This is a genomic window from Variovorax sp. GW460-12-1-14-LB1, assembly GCF_059423605.1.
Genome location: NZ_JBWKYF010000037.1, coordinates 15,376 through 29,847 on the forward strand (window position 1 = coordinate 15,376; position 14,472 = coordinate 29,847).

At 68.9% G+C, this 14,472-nt stretch carries 14 protein-coding genes; 8 read left to right on the plus strand and 6 right to left on the minus strand.

Going from position 1 to position 14,472, the window contains the following annotated elements:
* Nucleotides 1-9: 9 nt before the first annotated feature.
* The 4 genes from epsC to AC07Y4_RS19095 all read left to right on the plus strand — a co-directional run bounded on the left by epsC (nucleotide 10) and on the right by AC07Y4_RS19095 (nucleotide 4,095).
* Nucleotides 10-930, plus strand: a complete 921-nt coding sequence (gene epsC / locus AC07Y4_RS19080; RefSeq protein ID WP_062470029.1) for a serine O-acetyltransferase EpsC — start codon at nucleotides 10-12, stop codon at nucleotides 928-930.
* A complete protein-coding gene (locus AC07Y4_RS19085) occupies nucleotides 927-1,196 on the plus strand; it encodes a helix-turn-helix domain-containing protein (protein WP_062470032.1) in 270 nt (89 codons plus the stop codon). Before epsC ends, AC07Y4_RS19085 begins: the two co-directional genes overlap by 4 nt.
* Nucleotides 1,197-1,260: 64 nt before the next feature.
* Entirely contained in the window at nucleotides 1,261-2,193 is a 933-nt protein-coding gene (locus tag AC07Y4_RS19090; protein ID WP_042579703.1) for a family 2A encapsulin nanocompartment shell protein, read from the plus strand.
* Nucleotides 2,194-2,259: 66 nt separating this feature from the next.
* A complete protein-coding gene (locus AC07Y4_RS19095) occupies nucleotides 2,260-4,095 on the plus strand; it encodes a family 2A encapsulin nanocompartment cargo protein cysteine desulfurase (RefSeq protein ID WP_495274922.1) in 1,836 nt (611 codons plus the stop codon).
* Between the two features lie 6 nt (nucleotides 4,096-4,101).
* On the opposite strand, the gene AC07Y4_RS19100 is transcribed toward AC07Y4_RS19095, so the two are convergent.
* On the minus strand, nucleotides 4,102-5,070 hold the full coding sequence (locus tag AC07Y4_RS19100; protein ID WP_487846840.1) for an alpha/beta hydrolase family protein: 969 nt from the start codon (nucleotides 5,068-5,070) through the stop codon (nucleotides 4,102-4,104).
* Between the two features lie 132 nt (nucleotides 5,071-5,202).
* Between AC07Y4_RS19100 and AC07Y4_RS19105 the strand changes: the two genes are divergently transcribed.
* On the plus strand, nucleotides 5,203-6,564 hold the full coding sequence (locus AC07Y4_RS19105) for an NAD(P)/FAD-dependent oxidoreductase (protein WP_307635724.1): 1,362 nt from the start codon (nucleotides 5,203-5,205) through the stop codon (nucleotides 6,562-6,564).
* Between the two features lie 7 nt (nucleotides 6,565-6,571).
* On the opposite strand, the gene yjjJ is transcribed toward AC07Y4_RS19105, so the two are convergent.
* The 5 genes from yjjJ to AC07Y4_RS19130 all read right to left on the minus strand — a co-directional run bounded on the left by yjjJ (nucleotide 6,572) and on the right by AC07Y4_RS19130 (nucleotide 11,905).
* Complete coding sequence (gene yjjJ, locus AC07Y4_RS19110; RefSeq protein ID WP_487846841.1) at nucleotides 6,572-7,900, minus strand: type II toxin-antitoxin system HipA family toxin YjjJ; 1,329 nt, start codon at nucleotides 7,898-7,900, stop codon at nucleotides 6,572-6,574.
* Nucleotides 7,901-7,985: 85 nt separating this feature from the next.
* Nucleotides 7,986-8,663 carry an aspartate/glutamate racemase family protein gene (locus AC07Y4_RS19115; protein WP_487846842.1) on the minus strand — a complete coding sequence of 226 codons (678 nt, stop codon included), beginning with the start codon at nucleotides 8,661-8,663 and terminating at the stop codon, nucleotides 7,986-7,988.
* Between the two features lie 14 nt (nucleotides 8,664-8,677).
* Nucleotides 8,678-9,610, minus strand: a complete 933-nt coding sequence (gene panE / locus AC07Y4_RS19120; RefSeq protein WP_487846843.1) for a 2-dehydropantoate 2-reductase — start codon at nucleotides 9,608-9,610, stop codon at nucleotides 8,678-8,680.
* 65 nt (nucleotides 9,611-9,675) lie between these two features.
* Nucleotides 9,676-10,902: an N-methyl-L-tryptophan oxidase gene (gene solA / locus AC07Y4_RS19125; protein WP_487846844.1), complete on the minus strand. Its 1,227-nt coding sequence runs from the start codon at nucleotides 10,900-10,902 to the stop codon at nucleotides 9,676-9,678.
* A 19-nt stretch (nucleotides 10,903-10,921) separates the two neighbouring features.
* The gene (locus tag AC07Y4_RS19130) at nucleotides 10,922-11,905 is read right to left on the minus strand and encodes an aliphatic sulfonate ABC transporter substrate-binding protein (RefSeq protein ID WP_487846845.1); all 984 of its coding nucleotides are present in this window, start codon (nucleotides 11,903-11,905) and stop codon (nucleotides 10,922-10,924) included.
* 226 nt (nucleotides 11,906-12,131) lie between these two features.
* Here AC07Y4_RS19130 and AC07Y4_RS19135 point away from each other — a divergent pair, with 226 nt between their 5' ends.
* The 3 genes from AC07Y4_RS19135 to AC07Y4_RS19145 are packed head-to-tail and all read left to right on the plus strand — an operon-like array spanning nucleotide 12,132 to nucleotide 14,453.
* Nucleotides 12,132-12,974, plus strand: a complete 843-nt coding sequence (locus AC07Y4_RS19135; protein WP_487846846.1) for a transporter substrate-binding domain-containing protein — start codon at nucleotides 12,132-12,134, stop codon at nucleotides 12,972-12,974.
* A 31-nt stretch (nucleotides 12,975-13,005) separates the two neighbouring features.
* Nucleotides 13,006-13,722, plus strand: a complete 717-nt coding sequence (locus AC07Y4_RS19140) for an amino acid ABC transporter permease (RefSeq protein WP_307635729.1) — start codon at nucleotides 13,006-13,008, stop codon at nucleotides 13,720-13,722.
* Nucleotides 13,719-14,453 carry an amino acid ABC transporter permease gene (locus AC07Y4_RS19145; protein WP_487846847.1) on the plus strand — a complete coding sequence of 245 codons (735 nt, stop codon included), beginning with the start codon at nucleotides 13,719-13,721 and terminating at the stop codon, nucleotides 14,451-14,453. The genes AC07Y4_RS19140 and AC07Y4_RS19145 overlap by 4 nt, the downstream gene beginning before the upstream one ends.
* The last annotated feature ends 19 nt before the right edge of the window (nucleotides 14,454-14,472 follow it).

Here is a 14,472-nt window from a genome sequence, read left to right on the forward strand (position 1 = left end):
AAAACACACATGGCTCAATTCGAAGTGAGTGACATCGTGCGCGCCCTGCACGAGGTGCGCGACGAGTGGCGCGATTCGCAGCGCCGTTCGCGCGAGCCCGGTGCGCGCGAGTTTCCGTCGCGCGATGCGCTGGCGCAGATCGTCGAATCGCTCAAGGGCGCGCTCTTTCCGATGCGGCTGGGCCCACCGGACCTGCGCCACGAGAGCGAGGATTTCTACGTGGGCCACACGCTTGACGCCGCCTTGCAGGCGCTGCTGGTGCAGGCGCGGCTCGAGCTGAATTTCAACGCACGGCTGGCGCCGCGCCCCGCGAGCGAGATCGACGCAGCGGCCACCGAAGCCGTGCGCCAGTTCGCGAACGCGCTGCCGGGCCTGCGTCGGCTGCTCGACAGCGACGTGCTCGCGGCCTACCAGGGCGACCCTGCCGCGCGCAGCGTCGACGAGGTTCTACTGTGCTATCCGGGCGTGCTCGCGATGATCCATCACCGCCTCGCGCACCGGCTCTACGAGCTCGGCCTGCCGCTGCTCGCGCGCATCGTGGCCGAGCTGGCGCATGCGCAGACCGGCATCGACATCCACCCGGGCGCGACGATCGATGCGGGCTTCTTCATGGACCACGGCACCGGCGTCGTGATCGGCGAGACGGCCGTCATCGGCAAGCGCGTGCGGCTGTACCAGGCCGTCACGCTCGGCGCCAAGCGCTTCCCCACCGACGCCGAAGGCAACCTGCAGAAGGGCCTGCCGCGCCACCCGGTGGTGGAGGACGACGTGGTCATCTATGCCGGCGCCACCATCCTGGGCCGCGTAACGCTCGGCAAGGGCGCGGTCATCGGCGGCAACGTGTGGATCACCGACGACGTGAAGCCCGGTGCCAGCGTCACGCAGGCCAGCCTGCAGAACAACAGCGCACCGAAGGCGGGCAGCGTATGAAAGCCTTCGTCGAAGACTTCGGCGTCACCGTGCGCCAGCTGCGCGAAGGGCAGGGCTGGTCGCAGGAAGAGCTGGCCGAGCGTTCCGATCTGAACCGCTCGTACGTGGGCGAGATCGAGCGCGGGCGCGTGATCCCGTCGATCGTCACGGCGCAGAAGCTGGCCACCGCGCTGGGCATCAACATCGTCAACCTGCTCGCGCGTTGCGAGCAACTGGAGCAGTCGCGCCTTGCACGGCGGATCAACTTGGCGGCTATAGCCTGTTGAGGGGAAACCCGTGGTCGCCAGACACTGGCGATCACTTTTTCCTCAACCCACGGAGCCTTGATCCATGAGTGCAACAGTCGGTGGTACCACCGCCCTTGGCGACAACGCCGCCCGCCAGCTAGCCAACGCCACCAAGACCGTTCCCCAACTCGAGACCATCAGCCCGCGCTGGCTGACGCACCTGCTGCAGTGGGTGCCGGTGGAAGCGGGCATCTACCGCGTCAACAAGGTCAAGAACCCCGAGTCGATCAAGGTCACCTGCACCTCGCGCGAAGAAGAGAACCAGCTGCCGCGCACCTTCGTCGACTACGAAGAGAACCCGCGCGAGCACTACCTCAATGCCGTGAGCACCGTGCTCGACGTGCACACCCGCATCTCCGACCTGTACAGCAGCCCGCACGACCAGATCAAGGAGCAGCTGCGCCTCACGATCGAGACGATCAAGGAGAACCAGGAGAGCGAGCTCATCAACAACCCCGACTACGGCCTGCTGGCCCAGGTGAGCGAAGAGCAGCGCATCTTCCCGCTGACCGGCGCGCCCACGCCCGACGACCTGGACGAGCTGCTGACCAAGGTGTGGAAGGAGCCCGCGTTCTTCCTCACGCATCCGCTGGCCATTGCCGCCTTCGGTCGTGAAGCCACGCGCCGCGGCACGCCGCCGCCCACGGTGAGCCTGTTCGGTTCGCAGTTCATCACCTGGCGCGGCATTCCGCTGATTCCGTCGAACAAGGTGCCGGTGGCCGACGGCAAGAGCAAGATCCTGCTGCTGCGCGTGGGCGACAAGCGCCAGGGCGTGGTGGGGCTGTTCCAGCCGGGCCTGTCGGGCGAGCAGAGCCCGGGGCTGTCGGTGCGCTTCATGGGCATCAACAACCACGCGATCGCGTCGTACCTGATCTCGCTGTACTGCTCGCTCGCGGTGCTGACCACCGACGCGCTCGCCGTGCTCGACGACGTCGAGATCGGCAAGTACCACGACTATCCCGACACCTACAAGTAAGCCGCGGTGAGCAGCACACCCACGTTCCCGGGCGAGGCGCCGTTCGATCCGGCCGTTCTCGCGCGCATGGCCAGCGCCATGTTCTCCGCGCCGCCGGGCGCGCAGTTTCCCGCCAACGTCGCACCGCCGGGCTCGCCGCTGGTGAGCCCCGCCGGCTTCGGGCCGAGCGTGCCGGGCACGCCGATCCCGCAGGGGCAGATTCCGGGCGCCAATGTGCTGCCGGCATCGCCGACGCAGCTGCCGTCGCTCGCGAACCGCGCGCCGGCCTTGTTGCCGCATGCGTTGGCGGGCAACGGCGTGCCGGACACGGTGCTGTCGGTGGCGCCGGCTTTCGAGCCGCGCTCGGGCGGCGTGGTGCAAGGCGTGCCGCAGCAGGTGGGGGCGCCCGCGTCGCCGCAGGCGGCCTCCGCATCGCCGTTCTACTTCCTGAACAACAGCTACGGGCATCCGATGGCCAGCGCCAGTGACGGTTTCGCGATCCACGATCCGTTCGCGGGTCTTGCCGCGCCGACGGTGCAGCCTGCGTTGCCGCCGAGCCCGCCTTCGGCACCGGCCGGACGCGACGCGCAGTTCTACTTCGTCGATGCAGTGCGTCTGCCCAACGGCTTTGTCACACCGGCCAAGCCCGATCCACGTGGCCCCGATGCAGTGCCGCTGGCCGGCAGCGGCCAGCATCCGCCGTTCGATGTGCACGCCGTGCGCCGCGACTTCCCGATCCTGCAGGAGCGGGTGAACGGCAAGCAGCTCGTGTGGTTCGACAACGCGGCCACCACGCACAAGCCGCAATCGGTCATCGACCGCATCGCGTACTTCTACGAGCACGAGAACTCGAACATCCATCGTGCGGCGCATGAACTCGCTGCGCGTGCGACCGATGCGTACGAGGGCGCACGCGAGCGCGTCCGCAAGTTCATCAATGCGCCGGAAGTCGACGAGGTGATCTTCGTGCGCGGCACCACCGAGGCCATCAACCTCGTGGCCAAGAGCTGGGGCGGCCAGCACGTGGGCGAGGGCGACGAGATCATCGTGTCGAACCTCGAGCACCACGCCAACATCGTGCCGTGGCAGCAGCTCGCCGCCGCCAAGGGCGCGAAGCTGCGCGTGATCCCGGTGGACGACTCGGGCCAGGTGCTGCTCGACGAATACCGCAAGCTGCTCAAGGACCGCACGAAGATCGTCGCCGTCACGCAGGTCTCGAACGCACTGGGCACCGTGGTGCCGGTGAAGGAGATCGTCGAGCTGGCGCACCGCGCGGGCGCGAAGGCGCTGGTCGATGGCGCGCAGTCGGTCTCGCACATGCGGGTCGATGTGCAGGACCTCGGCGCCGACTTCTTCGTGTTCTCCGGCCACAAGGTGTTCGGCCCGACCGGCATCGGCGTGGTCTGGGGCAAGCGCGAAGTGCTCGAAGACATGCCCCCGTGGCAGGGCGGCGGCAACATGATTGCCGACGTGACCTTCGAGAAGACCGTGTTCCAGCCGATCCCGAACAAGTTCGAGGCCGGCACCGGCAACATCGCCGATGCCGTGGGCCTGGGCGCGGCCATCGACTACGTGAACAAGGTCGGCATCGAGAACATCGCGCGCTACGAGCACGACCTGCTGGTGTACGGCATGGCCCAACTGGGCGCGATTCCCGGCGTGCGGCTGATCGGCACGGCGGCCGACAAGGCCAGCGTGATGTCCTTCGTGCTCGACGGCTACACCACCGAAGAGGTGGGCCACGCGCTCAACGACGAGGGCATCGCGGTGCGCACGGGACACCACTGCGCGCAGCCGATCCTGCGGCGCTTCGGCGTCGAGACCACGGTGCGGCCGTCGCTGGCGTTCTACAACACCTTCGACGAGATCGACCGGCTGGTGACGGTGGTGCGGCGGCTCGCCGGCCAGCGGCGCACGCGCTGAGTCGGCTCAGGGCTTCGATGCCAGGTGCTGCCTGAAGAAGGCGAGCACCTTGGCATTGAAGTCGGCGTGGAAGGCGACGCGGTCGAAGCCGCCGGCATCGCTGCAGATCTCCGGCAAGGCCTTGGCCATGGCCGGCGCGCAGGGCGCCAGGAAGGCGAAGTGCGCAGTGTTCGCGGGCACGTACCAGTCCGGCGCGGAAGGCAGGTTGCGGCGAACCGCTTCGACGTCGTCCAGCGTCACCCCGTCGCCGCCGCGCGCGGAAGCCCAGAGCTGGATGGGCACCGTGACCTGCTTAAGCCCCTCGGCATCGAAAAAACTCAACGGGTCGACGATCACCGCTGCCTTGATGCGCGCATCGCGCACCGGCGGCGCAGGCAGTTCCTGGCGCTGGATCTGGCCGCAGAACGGAATCTTCGACGCCGGCGTGCAAAAGCGCAGGCCCAGCTTGAAGTCGGGCACTGCGCCCGTCGCCACGAGGCCGGTGTAGCCGCCGCGGGAGAAGCCGAAGAAGCCGACCTGATCGGCGGCGAGCTTCGTGTGCCCGGGCCACGTCTTGAGCATGTGATCCGCCAGCCGCCGCATGTCGACGGGCCGCGCGGCAAATGTCGAGAGATGGCCCCGGCGTTCCATGTCCTGGAAGTTGTCGTTCGGATGGTTGATGGCGGCGACCACGAAGCCCGCGTCGGCCAGCGCCGCCGCCGTGTCGTGGTGGCCGAGGAACGAGCCGCCCGAGCCGTGCGACATCAGCACCAGCGGCAGGCCCGTGCCGGCGACGGGGCAGTCCTTGGTGGCCGAAATGGCGATCAGGCCGAACGCGATCTCGCCGGGTGCCGCCTCGCAAGGCGTCCACACGGCACCGCGCAAGGCCGGCCCGTCCTTGTCGGCCGGCACTTCGATGAAGCTGAAGCCCGCGGCATGGCTCCATGCGGCAGACACGCAGAGGGCAGCGAGCAGGGCAAGGCGGTGCAGGGTCATGGTGCGCAAGGGGTAGGGGGCTGAACGGGCCGCCAGTGTGCCGCCTCCGGCCCCGCGCCGCCAGCCCGTTTTGCGTCGTGCGATGCGGGCGCGCTATGCTCTGTCGCTGTCCATCACGCTGCTTGTCTTCGCATGTCCCAGCCTCAGGTTTCTTCTTCCGGTGCTCCTTCTTCTGTCAGCGATTCCTGCGATGTGTTCGTGATCGGCGGCGGCCCCGCGGGCTCGACCGTCGCGGCGCTGCTGGCGCAGCAGGGGCGCAGGGTGGTGCTGGTCGAGAAAGAGCACCACCCGCGTTTTCACATCGGCGAATCGCTGCTGCCCGCGAACGTCGAGCTGTTCGACAGGCTCGGCGTGCGCGACCAGGTCGAGAAGATCGGCATGCCGAAGTTCGGCATCGAGTTCGTCTCGCCCGAGCACGAGCACCGCAGCTACGTGGAGTTCGCCGAAGGCTGGGACAAGTCGCTCGACTCCGCCTGGCAGGTGCGCCGCTCCGAGCTCGACGAGCTGCTGTTTCGCAACGCCGCCACGCGCGGTGCCCAGGCCTTCGAAGGCTGCAAGGTGCGCGACGTGGCCTTCGACGCCGACGGCGCCACCGTGCAGGCCGTGATGGACGATGGCGCCAAGCGCAGCTGGCGCGCGCGCTTCGTGATCGACGCCACGGGCCGCGACACGCTGCTGGCCAACAAATTCCGCTGCAAGCAGAAGAACCCCGACCACAACAGCACCGCGCTGTTCGGCCACTTCACGAATGCCGAGCGGCTCGAGGGCAAGAAGGAAGGCAACATCAGCATCTGCTGGTTTCCGCACGGCTGGTTCTGGTTCATTCCGCTGGCCGACGGCACGACCAGCGTGGGCGCGGTGTGCTGGCCCTACTACCTGAAGACGCGCGAGAAGTCGCTGAAGGAATTCTTCTACGACACCATCGCGCTGTGCCCGGTGCTGGCCGACCGCCTGAAGAACGCTACGCTGGTCGACGACGCCGTGCACGCCACGGGCAACTTCTCGTACTCGAGCACGCACGCCACCGGCGACAACTACCTGCTGCTGGGCGACGCCTTCACCTTCATCGACCCGATGTTCTCCTCGGGCGTGTACCTGGCGATGCACAGCGCCTTCGACGGCGCCGAGCTGGTGGCCACCGCGCTCGACCAGCCGGCCGAGCTGGCCCGCGCCCGCGAAGGCTTCGAGGCCATGATGCGCAAGGGCCCGCGCGAGTACTCGTGGTTCATCTACCGCGTGACCAACCCGACCATCCGCGACATGTTCATGTACCCCGGCAACCCGTTCCGGGTGAAGGAGGCGCTGATGTCGCTGCTGGCCGGCGACATCTACAAGGGCACGCCGATGTGGGGCGCGCTGCGCATGTTCAAGGTGCTGTACTACGGCATCTCCCTCGCCAACTTCCGCCGCACCTGGGCGGGCTGGAAGCGCCACCGCTTCAACATCCGCGACATGGGGGCGTTGAAGGGGGAGACGATCCTGAAGTCGGACTAGGCGCGGGTTAGGCGCCGGGCAGTTCGGCGATGAGCCGCCGGTTCTGCCGCGCCAGCGTGCGAAAGGCCGCTGAGAGGCGGTCGTCGGCTGCCACGGTGTCCCAGTACACGCCGGCCAGGTGCCGGGCGTGCGGCCATTCCTGCAGGGTGTCCACGGTCGGCAGCAGTCCGGTGGCCGCCAGGTCGCGCGCCGGCAGTTCGCCGCTGGTCGGTGCATACAGCGTGGGCAGCACGTCGTAGGCGGGCGCCAGACGCCACGCGTTCCCTTCGAGGAGCAGCGAGATGTTGCCGTAGTGCCGGTCGGTGTTGCCGATGAGGCGGCCAAAGGCTTCGAGAAAGCGCAGGCGCTGAGCATCATCGGCGCGCAGCAGGCCGCGCGAGGCCATCCGGTTGGCCGTGGCGGCCCAGTTGTCGATTCTGCCGACGTGCTGCGCGTCGTACGCCATCAGCGACACCATGCCGACGCGGCCTCGGGCCGAACGGTCGAAGCGTTCGACCTCCAGGAACACGCGCCCGCCTTCGATGAAGACGCGCGTGGTGGCCGCGGCGACGCCCGCTTGCGCCAGGGTGCTCAGTGCCAGGTGCTCGCTGACGAGGAGGTCGCGCGAGCGCCGGTCCAGGGCCGACGTGCCTGCGAGCGAGAACTTGACGATGACCTGCCGGCCATCGCGCATCGTGCAGAACTTCGGCTGTTCGCCGCCGGCCGAAGAGCCGGGCAGGGTGCCCTGCATCGCGCGCTCCGCCATGGCGGGGTAGTCGCTCACGGAGACAGTGCGAGCGGCGCGTGCGCCCAACGCATGAAAGCGCTGGAAGGATTCGGCACCCACCACGAGGTTGCCGGGCAGGTCTTCGCCGCACAGCGCGAGCGCCTGCAGCACGTCGTCGTCGTTCCAGTGCTCGGGGTTGGGCGGTAGCCCGAGTTCGGGATGCCCCTGCGCGAAGGCGCGGCCGATGAAGCCCTGGGGACGCATGTCGGCAAGGAACCACGGCAGGCCGTCATGCAGCGCACTGCGGCCTTGCTGCTCGTCCATCCAGCAACGCCCGCCCTGCAGCGGCACGATGCGTCCGAACGGCGAGGCCTGGCCGGCGGCATCGATCTCGACAACCGGCACTTCGCTGCCCACACGCTCGACGTGCCGGGGTGCCACGTACATCTGCGAGCGCGCAGCGCCCACCTTCAGGATCTGCGCGCTGCGAACGAGCGGTGCCAGCGTGCGCGAGGCGGTGGCCTGGCTGATGCCCAGCCGCGCCTGCAGCTCGGCGCTCGTGGCGGCGCCTTGCGAACGGATGAAGGCGAGGGCCGCGGCGCTCAGGGACGGCGGAGTGGACGGTGGCATTGCATATCTATGTGAATAGATAAATTATCCCACTCGCCATTGAGGAATCAAAGAGAAATGAATTCCTATTTGAATAGATACTTTTCTATGGATTCAACGCCGCATGACGGGCCCGCAGCGTGGCCACCGCATGCGTCACCCCCAACTGCGGGCTGCTGAGCACATCGACTTCAAGGTCCGCCAGCAACCTCGTCACCGGCGCCATCGACGCCTGCGCCAGCACGATCACGTCGGTGCCGTCGGCTGCGGCGCGGATCGATTCGGCCAGCGTGGTCACGTAGCGGGCGATGTCGCCGGACTGGAAATGCACCCAGGCATCCTCGACCAGCAGCGTGCTGGCACGGATGCCGACGCCGGCTTGCCGCGCGGCTGAAAGCACGAGCGACAGGGTCGGGTCGATGGTGCTTTCGACGGCGCCGACGATCAGCACGCGCGGGCCGTTGCGCACGGCGCGGTCGGCCATGGCGCGGTCGATGCGCAGGGCCGCAAAGGCGCCGCCGGTGGCGGTCTTCTCGGCGATGCCGCCGATGGTCGAGCAGGTGCACACGACGACGGAGGCACCGTCCGAGGCGGCGTCGCGCATGGCTTCGTGGACGCGTGCCACCAGGCCGGCGTGGTCGACGCCCAGGGTGCGCGCATCGGCGAGCAGCTCTTCCATCACCAGGTGCTGCACGCGCAGCTCGGGCGCGATCTCGCGGGCCAGGCTGCCGAAGGTCTGCACATGCACCTGCGCGGTATGGAGGAAGGCGAGCGTGTCGGCCATGAGCTTGCTGCCGTTCAACCGGCCTCGCGGGCGCGCCGGAACTCGTAGGCCTTCAGGTGCACGTAGGCCGTGCGCAGCACCGACGGTTTGGCCGAGGCGCTGCGCGGTGCGCGGGCAAGCAGGTCGCCCAGGATGTGGTCGGCCTCGACGCGTGCGCCGCGGGCCATGTCCTTGTACATCGAGGCGGTCATGGGCGAGCCGGCGGTCGTGACCACCGCGCGGCCGCGCGTGAGGGCGCCGGGCCGCGGGGCAAAGCCGTTGTGGGCGGCGATGGCGCAGCACTCGTCGAAGATCGCAAGCGCCACGTCTTCGCCGCCGGCCGCCACGATGTCGCCGATGGAGGCGTGCATGAGGCTCGTGAGGCCCGCGGCCGAGGCGATGAAGACCCACTTCTCCCACATGTCCTGCGCGATGGTCTCGCTCGCGGTGGCAGTGAAGTTCGCGCCGGCGAACTGGGCCGCGATGGCGTCGATGCGCGGCGAGCGCCCGCCGGCGCGTTCGCCGTAGCTCAGGCTGTGCATGTCGTTCAGGTGCTGCACGCGGCCCTCGTCGTCGAGCGTGGCGGAGATCATGCACAGGCCGCCGAGCACGCGCGCCTCGCCGAAGCGCGCGACCAGCCGGTCGATGTGGCCCAGGCCGTTGAGCAGCGGGAGGATGACGGTGTCGGGTCCGACGGCGGGCGCGAACGAATCCATGGTGGCGTCGAGGTCGTAGGCCTTGCAGCCGACCACGACCACGTCGTACGGGCCGCCGATCTGCTCGGCCAGCACGTGCTTCGGCGTGGGCAGGTCGAGGTCGCCGAAGGGGCTGCGCACGATGAGCCCGGTCGTGGCCAGCTGGGCCGCGCGGCCGGGACGCAGTAGAAAGGTCACATCGCGGCCTGCCGCGAGCAGGCGTGCGCCGAAGTAGCCACCGAGTGCTCCCGCACCCACCATCAGGAATCGCATCGCGCGCTGCCTCCGAAGAAACTGAAGATCGGAAGCGATGATGCCCCGGATCGCGCGCGGGCGCCTCAGGGGTGTTGCGAGGTCGTCAGTCGCTCGCGGCCAAAGGGCCGCAGGTCGAGGTTGTGCGCGCTCTCGCGCCCCAGCACGCGGTCGGCGATGGCGTCGCCCAGCCCGGCCGAGTGCTTGAAGCCGTGGCCGGAGCAGGCCGAGACGATCAGCACATTCGGCAGGCCGTCGAGCGCGTCGATCACGAAGCGGCGGTCGGGCGTGACGGTGTACATGCAGGCGCGGGCCTTGAGCGCGTGCCCCGCGATCTGCGGAAAGCGCCCGGCCACGCGGTGGCGGTACATGGCGGCGGTTTCTTCGGCGCTCACCTCGCGGACAAGCGCGTCGGGCGTGGTGGCGTCGACGTACTGCTCGGTGGCGACCTTCAGCGCGGGCTGCGACGCATCGGAGGCCGGAAAACCGTACATGTAGTCTTCCTGCGCGTCGCCGAACATCCAGATGAAGATGGGAAAACGCCCGGGCGCGAAGTCGGCCGCGGCGGCGGGGCCGGTATCGAACCAGTGCATCACCTGGCGGTGCACCGAGAAGTGGGCCTGCCAGTCGGTGCGCGCCTGCCGGCCGAGGAATGCGGGCAGCCAGGCGCCGGCCGCGACCACCACCTGGTCGGCGGTGAAGCTCGCGGTTTCGGTGCGCACGCGCACGGTGTCGCCGTTGCCCACGGGCTCGACGCCCAGCACGCGCTCGCCGGTGCGGGTCTGTGCGCCGTCGGCGCGGGCCACGGCGAGCTGGGCGGCGATGGCGTCTTCGGGGCGCACGAAGCCGGCGTCGCGCTCGAGGTAGCCGATCTCGTCGCCCTGCAGGTGGAACTGCGGGTAGCGCGCGCGGATGCCGGCCGCGTCGAGCACCTCGTGCGCGATGTCGAAGCGCTCGGCGCAGGCGATGGTGCGGCGCACGAAGTCGGACTTGCCGTGGTGCGCGGCCACGCGGTCGCGCGGCGCGAGGATGAGGCCGCCGGTGGTGGTCATCAGCGGGCGGCCGGTGCGCGCCTCGAGCTCGCGCCAGATGGCGTGCGAGCGGTGCACCAGCGGCACGTACTCGTCGCCTTCGCCGACGGCCAGCCGCGTGATGCGCGAGTCGCCGTGCGAGGAGCCGCGGTCGTGCGGCGGCGCGAACTGGTCGATGCCGAGCACGCGCGCACCGCGTTGCGAGAGCTGGTAGAGGGTGGCCGCGCCGAGGGCGCCCAGGCCGATGACGATCGCGTCGTAATGAGTAGGGGAACGGGTCACGGGGCGAGAGGTTTCGTCGTCACACAAGGTTCAGGTCGAGAAACGCATCCTTCACCGCGATGGGCTGGGGAATGAGCTTCAGCTGCGCGAACACGTCGGCCAGGCCCTGCTGTTCGCGGGCGATGGCGGGCGTGAGCGCCACGACGCCATAGTGCCGTCGTTCGGTCGCCAGCGCCAGCACCTTGGGCTCGACCTTGAGCTGCGGCGCGAGCGTGGCCACCACGTCGCCGGGGTGGGCCTGCGCCCAGTCGTTGGCCTTGCGCAGTTCGGCGAACACGGTGCGCAGCGTGTCGGCGTTGGCGCGCGCGAAGGCGGGCTGGGCGAAGTGGTAGGTGCGGTTGCCGCTCAGGCCGGTACCGTCGAACAGCAGGCGCGACTCGGTCGCCACCTGCGCGCCGGCCAGGAACGGGTCCCACAGGCCGATGGCCGCGACGCTGCCCGACTGGTAGGCGGCCACGGTGTCGGAGGCCGTGACGATGTAGACCGGCTCGATGTCTTCGTAGCGCAGGCCGGCCGCCTCGAGTGCGCGGATCAGCACGTACTGCGTGTTGTAGCCGCGGCCGGTGACGACCTTCTTGCTCTTGAGGTCACGCACGCTGCGGATCGGCGAGTCGCGCGGCACCAAAAAGCCGACGCCGCCGGGGTAGGGGCTTTCGGCCGCGAGGTAGGCCAGGCCCTTGCCGCTGGCCTGCTGGAACACGCCGATGCCGTCGGAGGCATGGCCGAAGTCGATGGCGCCGGCCGCGAGTGCTTCCGACAGCTGGCTGCCGCCGAGGAACTCGCGCCACTCGACGTTCACGCCGGCCGGTGCGAGCGCCTTCTCGAGCAGGCCCGTGCCCTTGAGGATGTTGAGCGTGTTGAACTTCTGGTAGCCGATGCGCAGCGTGCGGGCGCGCGTCTGGGCGAACAGCGGGGCCGAGGCGGCCACGGCGGCGGCGCCGACGCCGGCGCGAAGCAGAAGGCGCCGGGAGACGGCGGGCGAGGAAGAGCGTGGGAAGTGCATGGGAAGAGCGGGGCCGCATCGCGCGGCCGAAGAAGAAAAAAGCAGTCAGTCGGAAGGCAGAGGCTGGCCACTCTAGGGATCGACGCTGTCTCGCGCCACGAAGCTTTTGTCATTTGTTCATGCGCAACTCATCGCTGCATATGCAAGCGGAAATTGCTTCGTTGGCGCTGCACGCAGCGCTGCCTAGAGTCGCGCTCTCTTTTTCCACTTCCAGCGAAGCGCAGGCATGACCCGCAACATCCACTCTTTCACCGTTTCCAGCCTGGCCCTGGCAATCGGCGCTCTCACCACCCTGGGCAACATCGCCTGGGCCGACAAGCTCGACGACATCCGCAAGGCCGGCGTGCTGCGCGTGGCCGCGTTCGACGGCAACCCGCCGTTCGGCTACATCGACCCGGCCAGCAAGAAGCAGGTCGGCCACGACATCGACCTGGCGACCGAGTTCGCGAAAAGCCTGGGCGTGAAGATCGAACTGGTGCCGACCAACCCGGCCAACCGCATCCCGCTGCTCACCTCGGGCAAGGCCGACGTGGTGTTCGCCAGCTTCACCATCACCGACGAGCGCGCCAAGGCCGTGGACTTCACCACGCCGTACTTCCTGGTCGGCCAGCAGTTCCTGGCGAAGAAGGGCGTGCTGAAGGAGGCTGCGCAGATCAAGGACATCCGCATCGGCACCGAGAAGGGCACGACCATGGAGTCGAACCTGCGCAAGAACTACCCCGACGCCAAGGTCGTGCTCTACGACGATTCGCCCTTTGCGCTGGCCGCGCTGCGCAACGGCAACGTGCAGGCCATCACCAACGACGGCGTGAAGCTCACGGCGCAGTGGAACGCGATTCCCGACAAGGAGAAGTACGAGATTCCGGCGATCACGGTGTCGAAGGAATACCTCGGTGCGGCTGTGGCCAAGGGCGAGACGCGCCTGCTCGAGACGCTCAACGCCTGGCTGGTCGACAGCGAGAAGAACGGCCGCGCTGTGGCGATCTACGACACCTGGTTCGGCCCCAACAGCAAGGCACCGCTGCCACGCCTGCTGAAGATCGGCGACCAGCGCGTGGCCGCCAACTGATGGGGCGCGCAACGACCGGATCGATGCGGCCTTGAGCGATTTCCTGCGCGAGCACCTGCTCGCGCCCCATTACCTCGGCTGGCTGCTCGACGGCTGGCTCGTGACCGTGGGCGCCTCGCTGCTGGTGGCGGCGGGCGCCACGCTGCTGGGTGTGGTCGTGGCGGCGGGGCGCTCGTCGAGCCGGCCCGCGTGGCTGCGCGCGAGCGGTGCGTACGTCTCGCTGTTTCGCAACACGCCGCTGCTGGTGCAGCTCTTCTTCTGGTACTTCGGCGCGCCCAGCCTGCTGCCCGAGGCGCTGCGCGAAGGGCTGTTGGCGGGGCGTTTCATTTCCTTCGAACTTCTGTCGGCGCTGCTCGGGCTCACGCTGTATGCGGCCGCCTACGTGGGCGAGGACATCCGCTCGGGCATCCGCGGCGTGCCCGTGGGGCAGACGCTGGCGGCGCAGGCGCTGGGCTTCACGCGCGCGCAGGTGCTGGCGCAAGTGGTGCTGCCGCAGGCGCTGCGCATCGCGTTGCCGCCGCTGCTGGGTCAGTACATGAACATCGTCAAGAACACCTCGCTCGCGATGGCCGTGGGGCTGGTCGAGCTGTCGTACGCCTCGCGCCAGGTCGAGGCGGAAACCTTCAAGACCTTCCAGGCCTTCGGCGTGGCGACGCTGCTCTACATCGTGACCATCGGCGCGATCGAGCTGCTGGCAGCGTGGGCTGCGCGTCGGCAGTCGGCGGTGCCGGGGAGGGCGGCAGCATGAGCGACGCGCTGCACATGCTGTGGGACAGCCTGCCGTACCTGCTGTGGGGCGCCTTTCCGCAGGGCGAGCTGGGCGGTGCGGCGCTCACGGTGCTGCTCAGTGCCGGCTCGGGCATCGCGTCGGCGTTGCTGGGACTGGCGTGGGGCATCGGGCTGGCCATGGCGCGAGGGCCGCTCAAGCGCGTGCTGACGCTGGGGCTGGCCTTCCTGCGCGCGATCCCGGTGCTGATGCTGATCTTCTGGACCTACTTCCTGCTGCCGTTCGCGCTGGGCGTGAGCGTGCCGGGCGTGCTGTCGGTGATGTGCGCGCTGTCGCTGGTGGGCGGCGCCTACCTGGCGCACGCGGTGCATGCGGGCGTCCGCGGCATCGGGGCGGGGCAGTGGGCGGCGGGGCTGTCGCTCGGGCTCACGCGCTGGGGCACGCTGCGCCACGTCGTGCTGCCGCAGGCGCTGCGGATGATGCTGCCGTCGTTCGTCAACCAGTGGGTCACGCTCGTGAAGGACAGCTCGCTGGCCTACGTGGTGGGCGTGGGCGAGTTGTCGTTCGTGGCCTCGCAGGTGAATGCACGCACCATGGTCTATCCGGCGGAGATCTTCGTGCTGGTGGGCGCGATCTACTGGCTGCTGTGCACCGGGCTGGACCGACTGGCCCACGGGGTCGTGCGCCGCGCGCAGGCGGGTGCGCCGGTTGTCATGAACTTTTCTGGAAAAGGTCTTGAGCGCTTCGCATAATCGTCCCGGTCATTCCGAC

Bases quoted from the DNA above. Each gene is read 5' to 3' on its own strand.
- AC07Y4_RS19115 (WP_487846842.1), bottom strand. From the start codon at position 8,663: ATGGCCGACACGCTCGCCTTCCTCCATACCGCGCAGGTGCATGTGCAG.
- AC07Y4_RS19145 (WP_487846847.1), top strand. From the start codon at position 13,719: ATGAGCGACGCGCTGCACATGCTGTGGGACAGCCTGCCGTACCTGCTG.
- AC07Y4_RS19090 (WP_042579703.1), top strand. From the start codon at position 1,261: ATGAGTGCAACAGTCGGTGGTACCACCGCCCTTGGCGACAACGCCGCC.
- yjjJ (WP_487846841.1), bottom strand. From the start codon at position 7,900: ATGCCACCGTCCACTCCGCCGTCCCTGAGCGCCGCGGCCCTCGCCTTC.
- AC07Y4_RS19130 (WP_487846845.1), bottom strand. From the start codon at position 11,905: ATGCACTTCCCACGCTCTTCCTCGCCCGCCGTCTCCCGGCGCCTTCTG.
- panE (WP_487846843.1), bottom strand. From the start codon at position 9,610: ATGCGATTCCTGATGGTGGGTGCGGGAGCACTCGGTGGCTACTTCGGC.
- AC07Y4_RS19105 (WP_307635724.1), top strand. From the start codon at position 5,203: ATGTCCCAGCCTCAGGTTTCTTCTTCCGGTGCTCCTTCTTCTGTCAGC.
- epsC (WP_062470029.1), top strand. From the start codon at position 10: ATGGCTCAATTCGAAGTGAGTGACATCGTGCGCGCCCTGCACGAGGTG.
- AC07Y4_RS19095 (WP_495274922.1), top strand. From the start codon at position 2,260: ATGGCCAGCGCCATGTTCTCCGCGCCGCCGGGCGCGCAGTTTCCCGCC.
- AC07Y4_RS19135 (WP_487846846.1), top strand. From the start codon at position 12,132: ATGACCCGCAACATCCACTCTTTCACCGTTTCCAGCCTGGCCCTGGCA.
- AC07Y4_RS19085 (WP_062470032.1), top strand. From the start codon at position 927: ATGAAAGCCTTCGTCGAAGACTTCGGCGTCACCGTGCGCCAGCTGCGC.
- AC07Y4_RS19100 (WP_487846840.1), bottom strand. From the start codon at position 5,070: ATGACCCTGCACCGCCTTGCCCTGCTCGCTGCCCTCTGCGTGTCTGCC.